The 15,284-nt window shown below is 51.6% G+C and carries 16 protein-coding genes; 7 read left to right on the top strand and 9 right to left on the bottom strand.

All coding sequences use genetic code 11. The features are described 5' to 3' along the window. Positions 1-108: IS3 family transposase (locus HBO19_RS27435; RefSeq protein WP_138762977.1), on the top strand; the 108-nt coding region annotated here is incomplete at its 5' end. Between the two features lie 394 nt (positions 109-502). Here HBO19_RS27435 and HBO19_RS27430 read toward each other — a convergent pair. After that, positions 503-826 (bottom strand): hypothetical protein, encoded by a 324-nt coding sequence (locus tag HBO19_RS27430; protein ID WP_170058670.1) that lies wholly within the window; start codon positions 824-826, stop codon positions 503-505. Positions 827-1,039: 213 nt separating this feature from the next. Further along, a complete protein-coding gene (locus HBO19_RS27425) occupies positions 1,040-1,525 on the bottom strand; it encodes a hypothetical protein (RefSeq protein WP_038445794.1) in 486 nt (161 codons plus the stop codon). A 466-nt stretch (positions 1,526-1,991) separates the two neighbouring features. On the opposite strand from HBO19_RS27425, the gene HBO19_RS27420 reads away from it, so the two are divergent. Beyond that, a complete protein-coding gene (locus tag HBO19_RS27420; protein ID WP_154220709.1) occupies positions 1,992-2,336 on the top strand; it encodes a hypothetical protein in 345 nt (114 codons plus the stop codon). A gap of 652 nt (positions 2,337-2,988) precedes the next feature. On the opposite strand, the gene mobI is transcribed toward HBO19_RS27420, so the two are convergent. Next, complete coding sequence (gene mobI / locus HBO19_RS27415; RefSeq protein ID WP_170058669.1) at positions 2,989-3,462, bottom strand: conjugative transfer protein MobI(A/C); 474 nt, start codon at positions 3,460-3,462, stop codon at positions 2,989-2,991. Positions 3,463-3,723: 261 nt separating this feature from the next. On the opposite strand from mobI, the gene HBO19_RS27410 reads away from it, so the two are divergent. The 5 genes from HBO19_RS27410 (at position 3,724) to HBO19_RS27390 (ending at position 7,092) form a co-directional block, all read left to right on the top strand. Continuing rightward, positions 3,724-4,704: a ParM/StbA family protein gene (locus HBO19_RS27410; RefSeq protein ID WP_038445791.1), complete on the top strand. Its 981-nt coding sequence runs from the start codon at positions 3,724-3,726 to the stop codon at positions 4,702-4,704. Between the two features lie 36 nt (positions 4,705-4,740). Next, positions 4,741-5,013 carry a hypothetical protein gene (locus tag HBO19_RS27405; protein ID WP_080727736.1) on the top strand — a complete coding sequence of 91 codons (273 nt, stop codon included), beginning with the start codon at positions 4,741-4,743 and terminating at the stop codon, positions 5,011-5,013. Then, complete coding sequence (locus tag HBO19_RS27400) at positions 5,006-5,569, top strand: transglycosylase SLT domain-containing protein (RefSeq protein WP_080727735.1); 564 nt, start codon at positions 5,006-5,008, stop codon at positions 5,567-5,569. Before HBO19_RS27405 ends, HBO19_RS27400 begins: the two co-directional genes overlap by 8 nt. A 10-nt stretch (positions 5,570-5,579) precedes the next feature. Next, positions 5,580-6,614, top strand: a complete 1,035-nt coding sequence (locus HBO19_RS27395; RefSeq protein ID WP_047229208.1) for a hypothetical protein — start codon at positions 5,580-5,582, stop codon at positions 6,612-6,614. Between the two features lie 115 nt (positions 6,615-6,729). Next, on the top strand, positions 6,730-7,092 hold the full coding sequence (locus tag HBO19_RS27390; protein WP_169899552.1) for a hypothetical protein: 363 nt from the start codon (positions 6,730-6,732) through the stop codon (positions 7,090-7,092). 63 nt (positions 7,093-7,155) lie between these two features. Here the strand turns inward: HBO19_RS27390 and HBO19_RS27385 are convergent, their stop codons facing one another. The 6 genes from HBO19_RS27385 to HBO19_RS27360 form a co-directional block, all read right to left on the bottom strand. Next, the gene (locus HBO19_RS27385; protein ID WP_170058668.1) at positions 7,156-10,593 is read right to left on the bottom strand and encodes a conjugal transfer protein TraG N-terminal domain-containing protein; all 3,438 of its coding nucleotides are present in this window, start codon (positions 10,591-10,593) and stop codon (positions 7,156-7,158) included. A gap of 11 nt (positions 10,594-10,604) precedes the next feature. Then, a complete protein-coding gene (locus tag HBO19_RS27380) occupies positions 10,605-12,008 on the bottom strand; it encodes a conjugal transfer protein TraH (protein ID WP_047229210.1) in 1,404 nt (467 codons plus the stop codon). After that, positions 12,005-13,030, bottom strand: coding sequence for a conjugal transfer protein TraF (gene traF / locus HBO19_RS27375; protein WP_047229211.1), 1,026 nt, complete (start codon positions 13,028-13,030; stop codon positions 12,005-12,007). Before traF ends, HBO19_RS27380 begins: the two co-directional genes overlap by 4 nt. 118 nt (positions 13,031-13,148) lie before the next feature. Beyond that, the gene (locus tag HBO19_RS27370) at positions 13,149-14,264 is read right to left on the bottom strand and encodes a toprim domain-containing protein (protein ID WP_080962922.1); all 1,116 of its coding nucleotides are present in this window, start codon (positions 14,262-14,264) and stop codon (positions 13,149-13,151) included. Between the two features lie 48 nt (positions 14,265-14,312). Continuing rightward, positions 14,313-14,936, bottom strand: a complete 624-nt coding sequence (locus HBO19_RS27365) for a hypothetical protein (RefSeq protein ID WP_047229212.1) — start codon at positions 14,934-14,936, stop codon at positions 14,313-14,315. Then, entirely contained in the window at positions 14,933-15,241 is a 309-nt protein-coding gene (locus HBO19_RS27360) for a hypothetical protein (RefSeq protein ID WP_047229213.1), read from the bottom strand. Before HBO19_RS27360 ends, HBO19_RS27365 begins: the two co-directional genes overlap by 4 nt. Positions 15,242-15,284: the final 43 nt, after the last annotated feature.

Raw genomic sequence — 15,284 nt, 5'->3', positions numbered from 1 at the left:
GATTACATCGAGATGTTTTACAACCCAAAACGACGCCACAGTTTCAACAATCAGCTGTCACCGGTAGAGTTTGAAAAGCGTTACGCAGCGAGCCTGGAGAGTGTCTAGGAAACCCGGGGCGATTCAGTATTCGTATTTCTCAGATCTAGTTTTTGAAAGGAATCACCGAAGCTTCTGCACTGGGCATGTCTTCTGGACAGCCACTACGGTACTCACTTAGCCCCCAGAGTGCTTGGTGCACCGCTGCGGGTGAGCAACCTTCACGAATAATTAGCGTCATCCCTTCGATAAAGACCAGTGCCTTCCTTTGCTCATCACTCATTTGCTGTACATGAGGATAACAAGCCAGAGCGCTCATCCTGTAACTATCGCTCAGTCCGTTTAAATCTGGCCATGGTACTAAAACTACCTGGTCAGTTCCTGGATTCCAGCACAGCATTCGATTTTTACAGCTCGCACTTGAATGCATTCAACTATCTCCAATACAAAGACGCATGTTTTTTTATCGATTCACCGACAACCAATATCTCCCCGTATTCGGGTTGCTCAGCAAATATACATGTTCCATACCTTCAAACGAGGTGTCCAACTTTTTGACGCCTTCACCTAAATAATCACCCAAACGCGACAATACTTTTTCCTGCTCTGCTTGCGGATAATCTTTAATTTCATCAAGAACCATCTTCAGCTCTGTGATAGCCGCGGCAAAAAAAGTTCTTGCTCGCAACGCATCAGCGTGCCCGAGTGTTGGCTCGTATTCACTAAGCAATACCGCCATCACCATAGAACTTCGCTCACGCAACTCTGCACACTCTTGAGTCAGCAAGATTGCATTTAGGAGATCCTGACTCCAGGAATGTCCGCATGCAGGACCTCTAATATTTCCTCAGACGACCCCATGTCACCAGGTAGGTTGTAGCCATCGAAAGAAAAACTAACGCTGGCCCCGATCAACTCATTAACTCCATACATAAAACATCTATTCCGTATTTTTGTAGGTCACCGTAACGGCCTGCATTCATCCGCTTCGCGACACATTTCATAGATCGCGTTTCACGGCAGACCAATAACTTTCAATATTTTGATTTCCCATAAGTAAGATTCGCTCAAGCTCATCGAATGAGGTTTCCATATAGCTCCCTGTAGATCTGTAGTATGGACGCATGCCATCAAGAACCTTGTCCCGCTCATCAACTCGCATCGTGTTCAAACGATCAAACAGGATTTTTAGTTCTGTGAGAAAACCAATGTAAAACGTTCTCAACAGAAAATTGCGATCTCCAGCGTTAAGTTCTTCCTCCGCATCTTTAAGCAGACGGAATACTGCCTCAGAGCCAAGCCCCCTCATTTCTCGACACTTCTGTACATTAAGCAGCACAATCAGCAGGTCATGACTTCCAGGGACGCGCCTTTCTAGCTCAACAAACATCTGCCGTATCCAACTCGGTTCGCCGGGAATACAGAATTGGTATACAGCTTGATCGCCACTTGATCCGTACAGACGTATCCCCTTTAGCTTGCTCATGCCTGCCTCGTCATTTCATCTATTTTCGGCCGTCAGGGCTATCCGCTACGCGACACAGGTTGACCTCTACAAGATCCACCAAAGTTTATTTTATGGAAGTAAGTCGCTTCACTTCTAACACGGTTGATGGCCCAGTCGTCTTGCTGGGCTGTCGCCTCACTACTAATGACTGGGTAACACCTTTCGTTTTGACTCGTAGCTGATGCGATTCATCAGGCAGTAGTCGACAGTGTATCCGTCTATCCGGGTAACGATTTCCCCAGTCAGATCGAGCAGCGCAGATGCCCCTGCGTTAAATCCAATTCCGCCGCTGGCATATTTTCCGCTCCGAATCTGGAATCCTTTGGCGTCAGTGATGGATACGCCGGCTATCTCGTGCCATAGGAGAAATACACCCTCCCCGTACAGGCCGTCTTCTCGCACTGAAAAAAGAACCTGCCGGAGTTGGCTCCCATGGGCAACGCCTATGAAATCGCCGTTTGGTAGCACCGGCGGGAATAACCTACCGTCATCTCTTTTTCTAAACTCCAAATGTCACCGCCTGTTCATTGCCGTGTTTCGCCGGCTCTTTATGTTCGATATCACGCTGGTGACAACCAATGCTGACTTGATCGACAAGCTTACGCAGCAAGCGATGCCGGTAATGCACATGCCAGGAAAAATCATCCCGTGGATCGCTGATGTCCATGCTCCGAGGTATGGCAGGTTCGCGAAGATCATTCGCTTGGCCCTCCCCTTACGCTCGCATATTTGCCAGCCAAGGCTTTCATCGCCGCCCGCAGTTTCGCGCAGTCGGTTTTCGCATCGCTGAGTACATACCTCGATCCGTAGCAGGTCAGCCAGGCGGTTGCTAACCCGGCACTCAATGCGCCGATTGATCCAAGCAGTAGTTCCAGTTGTTCGCTCCCGTGCATGAGATTTACTCCCTCTCAATCCTGGCTGCTTACTCCAGCCCGCAAATTTGCGTTGTGCCAATGCTCCCACCATCGCAATCAATCCCAAGGATTTAGTGCGCTCCGAATCCGCTAGCTGCCCTCTCCCGTCCGCAGGCGTTTTCTCACTTCCGATACACCGCCTTCCCCCGCTTCGCGACACAGGTTTAAAGTTTTGAGCCCCACTCCCCATCTTTTATTTATGGAAGTCTGAGGTGTAACTTCCCATAGAGAGCAGCCTTTCACGCGGTCAATCCGCGTTTTTGGCTTTAAGCCCGCTCCATGCGGCTTTCAGGCATATCGAGCGTGAAGGGGTGTCGTCATGGAGTGTCGTCATGGGAAATTGGCGTTGTGAAGAGGTGTCGTGAAGAGGTGTCGTGGCTGAAAGCCGCATGGCACGCGGCTTGTGGGTTTTGCCACGTCCTGGTTCGGTAGCCCGTATACGTGAAGAGGTGTCGTCATGGGAAATCGGCGTTGTGAAGGGGTGTCGTGAAGAGATGTCGCAGCCTGACTACCGTAATACAGCACTACTTAGCGCCGGTCCTCCGCGAGAATGACCACCCTTTGCTCAACTGACGCTACCCTCGTCGCTGCTGCGATCAGCGATCTGCGGATCTTCTGGAGCATTGAACCGGCTACCCGTATCTCCCGAAGCTGTAGCTCATAACCACGCACGATAGGGTTCAAGCTGCCTTTCACAAAGTTGAAGCCATTCAGCGGGTAATTGCTACCCCGTCCCTTATCTAGGGTAGTGATCTTCTGACTGCCGTTCTTCCCGTCGCCCTTGATTAGCTCAATTTTCACCCAGTTAAACGAGTAAGCATTGGGGCTCGACTGCTTGACATTGATGCCAATGGGGATATGCCCAGGCTTGCCCGCATGAAGATCCAATGCTGTCTTGAAAAAGGCTTCCCGCAAATCCTCCGCACGCTCAACGAGAACTGCATACATCCGATCAATTTCAGCTACTGCTGGGTGCTTGGGTGCTTCAGAGGGTGAGTTCATGTGTTGCTCCTTTGTGGATGGGAGCATTTTGCGGGTCGACAGAGAAGGCGCGGATCGTTTTCAGACGCTAAAACGTCCTGAAAACGAAGCCCAAAGCTTTCAGGAAGGCTGATTATTACGGTGTGTCGTCATCTGGTGACCGGGTGATGCAGATATAGCGCTTGGGATTCTTTGGATATGGGGTTTCATGTGCTGCGGGGTCATGCGCGTCGTCATCTGACGCACTTCTTTTGTCATTTTTTTGCTGGGAGCGGCATACGAATGGGTAACGCCTTAGGTCTGGATATTGGTTACAGCAACGTCATTTGCGTTTTTGGCAGTGGCGATGGGCAACCGGAGTCGATTATTCGTCCCTCGCAGGCCGCTCCCTTGAGCGTTCTGCCTGGGGATTCTGGGTTACGCCCCGGTGAAGTAATCGTTGAAGTTGATGGCGCGCCCTGGGTGGCATTTGCCGCGCCCGGCCGAGTTCAGGATGGACGAGAGCTGCACGAGGACTACACTTCCTCGCACGCCTATGAGGCCCTATTTAAGGGGGCTCTGCTTCATGCGGCCGGTGATAAAGACGTGATTGACTGCTTAGTAACTGGCCTTCCTGTCTCGCAGGCTCGCGATAAGCCCTATGTAGAAGCCCTGATGAAGCGTATGACCGGGACGCATCGGATTACGCCCAAGCGAGAGGTTACGGTTAAGCAAGTAGAGGTTGTTGCTCAGCCTATCGGGACTCTGACGGAGATTTACTGCAACTCAGATGCTTCGGAAGTTATTGAGGAGTCAGTTTCAATCATTATTGATCCGGGGTTTTTCAGTGTTGATTGGGTGGTATTTGACCATCGCGAGCTAGTAGTAAACTCCAGCAGCAGCAGCCTCAAAGCTATGTCTGTTGTACTTGAAGCATGCAACGAAGAAATTGCGAAGGATCATGGCGGTATTCCTGGTGTAGAAAAGATCGAACATGCGCTTCAGTCGGGTAAGTCTTACATTTTGATTTATGGCCGCAAAGTTGAACTATCTGAATATCTCGAGCGTGCTGCCGAACGTGTTATCCCATCCGTCTTCACTGAGATCAAACAAGGACTTCGATTCCTGAAGGGGCGCGCTATCGACTGTGTGATTCTCGGCGGTGGGGGAGCCTCATTGTATGAGCCATATGCTAGAAAAGAATTCCCCGATGCGTTGGTAGTTAAGCCCGTTAATAGTGTAAAAAGCAATGCCGAAGGTTTCTGGCATATAGCACGCTCTTAATTAAACGGCTGCGCAGGGAAGCGCTGAGGAGGGAATGTGGATAAAACGATGAGACTACAATGTCGAGTCACGCCAGCGACACAAGAATTGCACGCGCATCTTGAAACTATTGACCCCGATTATCGGGGCAAAAGGCTTGTTGCAATGGCAGCACTGTATCTAAGTATGATTAGCGCGACCGAAGATACTAAAAGCAAGCAGGCTGATACTCAGCAGAATAATAATGTCTCTGAGGGCAGAAAAGAACCAATTAGTAATGAGCCAACGTCTCGCCCAGTTGCTAACTGGATAAGGGGGGCTAATGTTTAATATCCGCGCCAGCTCCTTTATTGCTGTCTATGCATGCATTGCTATATTTAATTCAGCAAGCGCTAATGGGTTTTCATTAAAAGGGACAATGTGGGAGCGAGCCTCAAAGGCCTCCGCATGCAAGCCGGACCCACTGCTTCTATATTCACTGGCCCTGAATGAATCTAAAACTTCCGCCGGAAAAGGGATGGTTGCACCACACCCATTTGCGCTTCGGAACGCGCCTAGTGGTGCCCTGTACCCTAATACCTATATGGATGCCAAGGTTGTACTCGGCAAGTATATTGCCGAAGACATTCTGACCGATATAGGGATTATGCAAATAAATTACCGTTGGAATGGTAATCGAGTAGCGCGCCCAGAGCTTCTTCTTGACCCTGAAGTAAACATCCGAATTGGTGCCCAGATACTTTGCGAGTCGATTGCGCAATACCCTGTCGATATGCAACTTGCTATTGGCGGGTACCATACTCGAAACCCTAGGCGGGAACTTGACGCACGCCAGTATGCGAGTAATGTGCTCAGCATTTGGCGTTCACTACAGCGTTTGAAGTAAGGGCAAAGACATGCGGGTTAAGATCAATGCATCGATGATACAAATGGGTCTGCGCTGGCTAACGTCTGGCTTGCGAGATTTCAATGTAATTCTCGCCGAGCAACGATTGACTCAAAGCGATATGGTTTGGCTTTCTTCTTTGAGCGCAAACCAGCGTCAGTTAAACGCTGTAGATGCCCTTCCCGTTTCCCTCTACCGTGTTCACTACAATACTTTGAAGGTTGGTAGGGGGTACCTGGACGATGAGGAATTCCGAGAAATCGGTAACAAAATGGTCATGTTCATGGAGTTTTGTCACTTCTCACGCGTCAATCAGACAAGCCCAATTCTTGCTGTGGGTCTCGACGATGTTGGGTATCGGGTGTTCGAGGCGGGTTCTTTCGACTCTCGCATGATGTTGGTAAGCCGCGGCGGGTTCTCTATTGGCACAAGATGCAACCTCAGGAGACTGAGGATGAACATGTCATCACCAGACGATCAATTGAGGGACGTAACCACAGTATTGCTTGGTGACCTCCGGTACTTCCTCAAGCCAGGCGTAAGTGGTATCGGTCGGGTCAAAGACTATCCGTCCACAATGCCTCTAGATGTGATCGCGACAGAGTTGCTTCAGCAGAAGCTACAGCCAAAGCTTGTAGCGCAATGGACAGGATTGAATGCTGACGAGGTAGTCCGGATGAAGCGCTCTTTGCTTCGTGATACACCCCTTGTACAGTCTCAAAGCGGTCGAATACAGGCACCGAATAAGACCTTGGCTGAGAGCCCGCTTCACTGCCTGCTCTACCTCACTGTGTACAGGCTTCTCGCCGACAATCCACTCCGCCGGACGAATGCTCGGGCGGTGGTTGCGGCTCATCGTGAGTACGTGGATCTGTGTAAAGCGGTTGGCATCCCGGCCAGTGAGTTGATCTCCCCTTCCAATGGCTACCAGCTCAGCAACGCAATGAAGACCGGTGACATCACCCTCACATCCTGCAGCAAGTGCAAGGAAATCAACGCTCGTTACGCGCTGAAACCCGGCCGATGCATCTGGTGTAACCACTGAGTCCCATCCAGGAAAAGCTGTTCGCAACCCATCCCCTCGCGTTGGGGCTTTTTCCGTTTGGGTTTTCCCCTGGTGGTGAGATTATGTTGGTGAGACGAACCCAATGGTGACCGAGATGCGAAACGATAAAGTTGAGTGCCAGTGCTGTAAGAAGATGATGGTCCCGAAGGTGATTACTAGCGCCCCGTTCTACATCAGCGGTGTGCCTATTGGAGGCCGCGATCCAGAGTCCTCAGTTTGTCCGTTTTGCCTCTCGCCGAAGTGGATGCTTACAGAAGACCAGGTCCTTACCGGTGCGAAGGCGAATGCTGAGTTCTTCGGCATCATGGTGCTCATTATGATCAACATTGTTGTGTTCACCCGTTTGGGTGCTCAAGCATTGTGTGTGAGCGCTGGTCTGTCCGTTATGCTGTTCCTGTTCCGAGTTCGCATCGCTAAGGCAATGAAGGATCGACTGGCTGGAATCTTCAAGGGGTAAAGCATGTGGTTGGTTAAAAAAAAGGCCGGGGAATCCCGGCCTTGTTGTTTGAGTTTAAATCATCTAGTCAGTATTAATCCCCGTAGGTCGTTGTGGTTTTGGGGCAGCCGGTGCCGCTGATGAAGGTGCTGGAACAGATTGGGTTGATTGCCTGGTCGGACCCTGGGTTGGAACTTGAACGGTCTCCTGACTGGTCGGGCCAGGTGATGGAATTTGTGGAACGTCCTCACTACCCGGCCCGTGGGATGGAATTTGTGGAACGTCCTCACTTCCCGGCCCGTGGGATGGCATTTGAGGCACAGCCTCACTTCCCGGCCCGTGGGATGGCATTTGAGGCACAGCCTCACTTCCCGGCCCGTGGGATGGCATTTGAGGCACAGCCTCACTTCCCGGCCCGTGGGATGGCATTTGAGGCACGTCCTCAGGTGATGGCGCTTGGTGCGTCTGATAGTGCACTGCGGCCCTTGAATCAGCGAGCGCTGTAAGGGTCGGATAGGAACCACTTTCGGGGGCTTTTGCAGCATCATCGATCGCGGTGATGGCCCCAGCGATGTAGTTGGTATCCCGAATGCCTTGGCTACGGTAGTAACCATTCAGCTCACGGTAGGCATCCCCCTCGGTCGATCCAAACTCGCCAGTAGCCTTGGCGGCAAAGTACTGCGCTTCCTCGGGTTTCAGCCCTTGATTGATACCAATGTCGTAATAGTTCTCGAGTTTTTCACTATCGGAGCCGCTGCGGAAGGCACCAGCAATCGTATTGATCCCTGTAAAAGCTCCATTAGCACCATTAGCTACAACGCTGCCTAGATTCGTACCTTGGCTCGCAGCTTGCCCCCTTGCTGCCAATGTTTCATATGCAGCTTGGGAAGAACGGTTACTCACGTGATCCTGATTTTGCGAGTTCGCATCAATCACTGGATCCATATTCTCGGAGTTTCGCTGCCCAATAACCGTCGCGCCATCCTCCTTCGTAGCTTGATAGCCACTGGCATTCATGTCATTTGAACTTGCATAGGCCCCAGCATTTGAGTTCCATTTTGCATCAAGCTTGCCCGCGATGGCGTCGGTGCCGGCAGTGGCCTTGGCGGCACTGCTTGTGAGACCAGCGTTCGAGTTTGCGTCTCCTTGGTTGACGTTAAAATCGAATGGGTTGTATTGGCTCATCAAGAGATCACCAAGACGTCCGTCCTGATTGATCGCACGAATTGCTGCCATCGCGCGACGCTCGCTCGTATCTTTCGACATGTCTTGGATGCTCTGGCTTCCAAAGGCTTGCTCATACAACTCTTTACCCGACTCTGTTTGCCCCGCGATTTTCTCAAGAGCCAGGCCAGTTTCATTACGCCCCAACCCTCGGGTGAGTGCCTTGACGCCGGCGTCTCTAAGAGAGAGAGATTGGCCTGCTTTAATCGTGTCTTGTAGCGAAGAGGCTTGATTGTAGGTCTGTTGAGCTTGAATCGCGCTTGAACGAGTCTTCCCGATTTCGTCGGTATTTGAAGCGCTCTGCTGAGCCAATGCGCTGCTCGAGAATGCGTCACCAGTAGCGAAGGTGAGCACATTCGAATCTGTTGATTGGACGGACTGCGTGAGCTGGGCCAGCGCCTTCTCTGCTTTGGCCCTGTTTTCCTGGGTCATAGTGTCAGCGGAGGTGTTATCTGTTCGCTTAAGTCCGCCAAACGGAGTTGAAACCCCCATCGCAGCGTTAGAGGTAGCCTGATTAAGTGACGATTCGGACAAGCCGAGACTGCGCAAGGATTCCTTTGCTTCGTTATAGGATGCATTTGAGCTGAGGGCAGAACTTGCTGAAAGGTTTTCCCCAATCTGCGCGAGCGCCTGTCGTCCCGTGCCCGACGAACTGAGTTGTTGCCCGGCTGCCTTGAGACTTTCCTGGTACTGCGACGTAGCAGTTTGTGAAGCCATACTTGCACTCTGCACCACAGAACTTGCTGCCTGCTCACTACTGATAGTTTCTGCAAGCTGCGTAGTGCCTGTTTTGGCAACACCTGTGCTCACCTGATCAGATGTGAAGGAAGCATTCGTGCTTAGAACAGGAGCGCTCGCCTGAGATCGAGGATTAACGTCCTCGGACTTGAATTTGTCACCAGACGTCATCTGACCCATAAGACTGTTTGCAACCATTGCAGAGCCGGAAACAATGAACAGTGCCAAGGGTGGCACCGAGGCGGCAAGCAGACCGCCAATGCCCAATGCCTTGCCGATGGCTTTGTCTATATCCATCAGTTGGAGCATTGCAAAACCAGGCCCTGTCGGGTCGTATCCGTTGAATACCGCCTCCATTTGGGCTCCTGCATACCAAAGGGTAAAGGCGTTCACGATACTTAGCAGAGGCATCCACAAGCCCACCGCTAGAGGAAGCACCAGGTATTTTCCAAGAATTGACAGTCCGGGCCCTCCCAGGAGAAGAGCGAAAGCAAGGAATGGGGTCATGGCGTAGAGCATTCCTTCAAAGAAGGCAATCATCGGCCTCATGTAATGCTTGAAGCTATCCCCTTTCCCCGCCCACTGGATTTCTTGCTGATTTAGCGACTCTCGGAGAGCCATAGCTGCTCTTTGCTCTTGCCAATGGTTCATAGCGTCGACACGAGAATCATTGAAAATTGGCGCAATCAGGGACGTCAAAACGTAGTCTTGAGCTGATTTGCTGCTCAGTGCAAGACTTTGAATAGCCTGATCAGTGGCCACTTGAACCTGGACGCCACTTGTCATCCGGTTGGTCTTGACCTCTTCGCTAAAACCTTTCTGAAGAATGTCCCCCAGGACGTCCGTGTAGACATTCTGCAAATGCGCGTTAAGGAACGAGCGCGCCTCTGCACAGCTTTTCATCGCGCCAGCTGTTCCATCATAAACGTAGATGAACATCGACGAGTTTTGGTTAGACAACACCTGCGACCAACCAGGTGCCCGGTAAAGATCAGTCAAGGTCTTATCGGTCCGCAGCGCAACTGGGTTCAGGGAGCAGAATGTCATGTACTCATTCACTGATCGTGGGAGATCCCACCCTTCTGATTTCCGATAGTTCTGGAAGCTATCCAGAGCCATCGGGTTTCGAAGGGCATCACGAACCTTCGACAATGTGCTCAGGCTAGAAAATAGCCCGTAATCAGTCATGCTTGGCGTTGAGAAAGCCTGCTCCGTAGTCTTTGTGATGCGATAGGCCACTGTAGAAATCACGGAGCCGACAAAGGCTGGGCCCAGAGGTACGTTATCCACCACCCGCACCTGCGATGACACCGTATCCTCGATGACCGTAGTGACCGTGGGGCCGTAAAACATCATGTAGAGGACAAGCACAAGGCCCGCCTTTCCGAAAGTGATCGCCTGATTATTAAAAACTGCTTGAAACGCCAGCAGGAGGAGGCCTAGTAGTGCGCCAATTCGGGCAAGGTCTTCGGAGTCGCCGCTTCCTGTGATCATGGCGCAGGCATTCAGCATAATTTCAAGAAATTCGGCACTGCCAGTCGTGTAGATTGTAAAGTCCATAGAATTCCTCCCTATGCGCCTGCGTTATCGTTGATGGTCCCTTGGGGCAAGGTTCCGCTATCGAAAACAGGAGCCATCTGGAGCATTTTTTCTGCTTGGCCATCAGCATCTTTGCCTTTCATCGCCTCCTCGATGTAGGAGCGATATTCATCCATGAGCTCGCCTTTGGTAGCCCTAAGATCTTCAATCACCTTCCCTGCGTCCGCCATATTCAGACTGGTCAGGCCTTTCTCTGTATGCCCAAGAAGCTGATAGATAAGACTCATCGAAGCATCTGCAGCAATCTTCTTGGCGAACTGATCCAGATAGTCGTAGCCAGATTGAGCGCCGGCTTTCTGGGTGATCTTCATCAGATTTACACCCACGCGGCTTGAGGCTAGGTAAGCAATACGATTTCCGTCAGCAGTCGTAGCTGTACCGTTGGCAAATCGTTCAAGGATTCCATTGTTCTTCAGATCCTCCAGGATTCGTGTTTCGAGCCCCTTGAAACTAGTGAGGGTACGAACGTTCGGGTCAGCACAGTCCGGATCGTTCTGGCCACACTGATACACCTTCACATCAAGGTTGGTAGAGCCTTCAACAAGAATTTTCAGGCCTTCGCCGGTGATCAACTTGGGCATAGGCTGCGCTGCGAAGTTTTTTCCTCCTTTGTCATCGTTAGTGAGCACCACGTTGTAGCTGCCGACCATTGACATGACGAACTCCGCGTTTTCGTCGCTGCCGAAAAGAATTTGAGACTGGAGACCAGACTTCTTCATGGCGCACCAAAGTACGTTCCCGGTGTTCTCACACTGGACCGCTTTTCCAGCAGACGTGATGCGGCTAGCCGGAGAGTCCTCTTTCGTGGATTTTGCGGTGAAAAAGTCGGATGAGACGTTCGAGCCAAAGGCTGTCATCGCGGATTTGAAGTCAGTGCTCTCTTCATATGCCTTTTTTGCATTCGTTACCAAACCGCTCGCCAACTGACAGCTGTTGGAAAACATTTGATTGAGTGACTGGATCTTGTTGGCCAGGTTGCGGATGACACCACCTGTCTGAGCATCCATTGCATCCAGCGCCAGCTCAAAAGCAAAACCGGAGACAATGCCAGCTGCGTTTGACGCTACGTTCCTCATAAGCGCTACGAACTCCTCACCGTTGATAAAGGAGAACGAGCCACTGTAAAGATTGATGCCCCCACAGCCCCCTTTTGCGCTTGGAGGCGTAATACTGATTAGATTGGCAGTGGATATTCGATTCCGTAGAACAACAGAACCACCGGTTACAACGCCGCGAGTGGCGGTTCTATATGCCCCAGGGTTGGTGACGTTGATCATGCCACTGAACATCTCATTAACCTGCTGTTGAATATTCGCTTGAGCCGCAAAAGGCGACACGAACAGGGCTACAGCAAGGGCGATAGGTTTGATTTTCACTGTCCACCTCCGTTGTTTTTTTGAAAGGCGCGGCGAGCTTCTTCGCGCATCCGATTCACGAATTTTCTAGGGTCCTTTGTTGCATCTTGCGGGGCGTCAGCCAGCTTCGTGGCGTCGATTAACCCCATTGTGTTAAGGCGAGATGTAGCGTTGTATTCCTGATCGGAAATCAGTCCCGCTTCGTTCGCGGCGATGAGAATTCGCGTAGTTGCCGTCTCCATTGACACGGTGCTGAAGCTCACGATCTTCACGTCACTCGGAGGGACAACTAGGGCTAATGCAGGTGAAGTGACGATGCCCAGCTGCTCCGCGAGCCCAGTGTCGTACTGTGTGTTCGGGTACTTGCCGCCAGGAAGAGGAGCCCCGTCCATAGAGACCGGCATCACAGTAAATCCGTACCTGAACTCAAGAGCTGAGACCGCGGCTAGGGCCTGCTCGCATAAAATGCAGTCATTTCCGCTGTAGAAGAACATCAGCGCGGAGCTTCCAGCGATTTGCTTCAACAACGTTTCTTTTTGCTTGCCGGCCGCAGTTGCCAAAGCATCTGAGGCAGCGTTGGAAGCTGGATAACGCATATCCTCGTCGAGCAGAGGGTCATTTCGGATCACGTCAACCGTTCGACGTGAGAAAAGCTCGGCCTTGTCCATCATGATTCGGTTGGCCCAAAAATAAGCGCTAACGTTTTCCTCGGTTGGGCTATCCATTGCTGCGTCACGCATTTTCGGAAGCATCTCGCGTATCCAGGCCACAGTGCCGGTCGGAGGTAGTTCGGGCGCAGGGGGCACCATGATTTCCGTTACTGCTGGAGGGGGGGCCGGAGGTACTACTGGGGGTTTGAGCTCTTCAGGTTCCTTTTCTGGAGGCGGCTCTTCATACCAGAACCAGCCGCGCTCTTTATCCTGATAGAACGAAGATCCTGCTACTTGGGGTGTTTTCGGTTCGGCGGGTTGGATCCCTTCCGCAAGGGGAGTGCTGCTAATAGCGGCAGCAAGCAATAAGATGGGAAATTTAAGGGGCGTCATGAGTCCGTCTGGCCAAGATGGGGATGCTCGAATTGTGAGCGTTGGCCAAAGCTGAAGGTCGCGATTTCAAGCGCTTTTATGGTCGGAAAAAGAAGAGGGGTATGGGAAGGCCAGAGGCCTATCGCTGCACGCGATAGACCTCATGGCCGATGAAGCCGATAGAACCACGCTCACGAAGAACGTCATTCCAATCGACACTTTTGGAGCCGTCAGGGATGGGCATATCCGGCAACATTATCTGCGCCTTGATCCCCATTTCCCACAGACGTTTTTTCAACACGGATGCGGCTTTTTGGCCACCCTCCTTACGGTCCTTGTCAGCCCAAATTCGGACTGCTTTGGTGCAGGCTGGCGGTACGAAGGTCTCCATCAGGAATGTATTCACTAAGGGCCACACAGCTATGCCCATGGCTGTTTCTACCGACAGAGCCGTTTCCAATCCCTCACATACATTCAAGACTTCACTCGTTTGTGATGTAGGTACAGCACAACCAGGGAGCTTGCGGTTGCTGGGAATTGGGAACATTTTTTTTGGTTCAGCGATGTCTGCTTTTTCACCCTTTACTGTCAGGTAGTGACGGTTGATGGTCACAGCCTGGCCCTCTGGATCGATGAGCGAACACACTATCCCGGGATGCTTAGAACGCTTGCCGGCTTTGTCCAAGTAGGTCAATGCCGGGTGGAAGCGAACGTAACGGCTCAGCTCGGTTCGATCCCAAGCAAGAATGCCTCGAGAGCGAAGATAGAGCCTTGCTGGCTCCGCTGATGGATGTGTTAGAGGAACGGTACCCATCCACAGTTTGCGCATAGCTTCACGCAGCCAATCATCTGAAGGCTCTAGCTTGGCTGGGGCTGGGTCCTTACGGATTACAACGCTTGGGCTAAAGCCATCAGCGCTGCGTCCATACGGATCTTTAACCCGAAGCAACGCTCCGATTTCCTGTAAAGCATGATGGAAACTCCAGTGGTTCACCCACATTAGAAGAGCTATGCCATCAGCTTTGACACCACAGGTACGGCAGATCCCTCCGCTTGACGATACAGCCGTCTTACGGAAAATCTTAAACCCGTCCTCTCCACCATGCACCGGGCATGAAACACCCCGGCCTGCTTTTTTGTGTGCCGGCACCAGGGAAGGTGCGAGGCTCGTGTAAATGTCATGCCAGCGGCCATCAGCAGCTACCAGCACATCTTTCTTCTCTGGGGCGTAATTGCCTTCTGAGTTTTGGGACATGTGTACCTCCGTGGAATTGGAATGCGCCCCTTAGGGCGCATTTGCTGGCTATTTAATGATCTTGATTTGCCAAGAGTTTCGATGTGTATCCATCCACTCCTGTTCTGCTTGACCGTCGACAATCACATCTTTGAGGACACTCACAGCGGTTTTTCCAAGGAATGTCAGCGAGATCTTGTCACCTTGTTGCGCACCTGACTGACGCAGCTGAGCGTTAAGCTCGACTCCCCAAACCAGGTGCTCACCGATACGCAGGAAGAACGATTTTCCATTTTTCCTGAGAAACCGGTAATGCGCGAAACCTGAACCGCGGTATTCGCCGGTCACAGACTTACCAACAACGCCTTGAAAATTCAGTTCAGGAGCGTACCCATCAAGCTCATCATCGCCTTCGGCAACTCTGATCTCTGGAGCGGGTTCTTGATGCTCGGGCTGGGAATCGCGGGGAATGAACTCCCCTGTTATCTCGCCCTGCTGCTGCTTATCGATCAATGCAACCTGGTGACGGCCCTGCGGCCGGTAGAAGTTGTTAATCACCACCGGTTCCAGCGCCTGGTTCATCGGTTCATTGGTTTCTGCCTCGGGAAGCTTATGAGCCAGGCGTTCCGAAACGATGCACAGGCCCTGTTGAAGACGGAGGTAGCTTGGAACATCGAAGTCAACACGGATCATTTCGCTTCTCCCTGGCGACGCAGGTACGAAGGAATGTAGTAGTTGTCATAGTCGACGCTGTTACACCAACGGGCGTTGGGTAAAGTCTTGGTAGCTTGAGGAGTCGAAGCCTTCAAACAACCGCGCAGGTAACTCAGTGAGCCAAGCAGAATCTGCTTACCATTCAGAATCACTACAGCGAGAAAAACGCAGAGTGCCAAAGGCAAAACATGCTTTGCAAACTCCGGTGCGTATGCAGCTCCCAACGTTGCAACGAGAAAGCCAAACGCGGTCAGCACTTTAACTTTGAGGGTCGTAGATGCCATTTTTCAGTTCTCCATATTTTTGAAACGGAGAACGCCCTAACGG

The sequence above is a fragment of the Pseudomonas sp. WS 5021 genome (assembly GCF_012985535.1).
Lineage (GTDB): Bacteria > Pseudomonadota > Gammaproteobacteria > Pseudomonadales > Pseudomonadaceae > Aquipseudomonas.
This window is presented reverse-complemented; position numbering and strand designations above follow the sequence as displayed.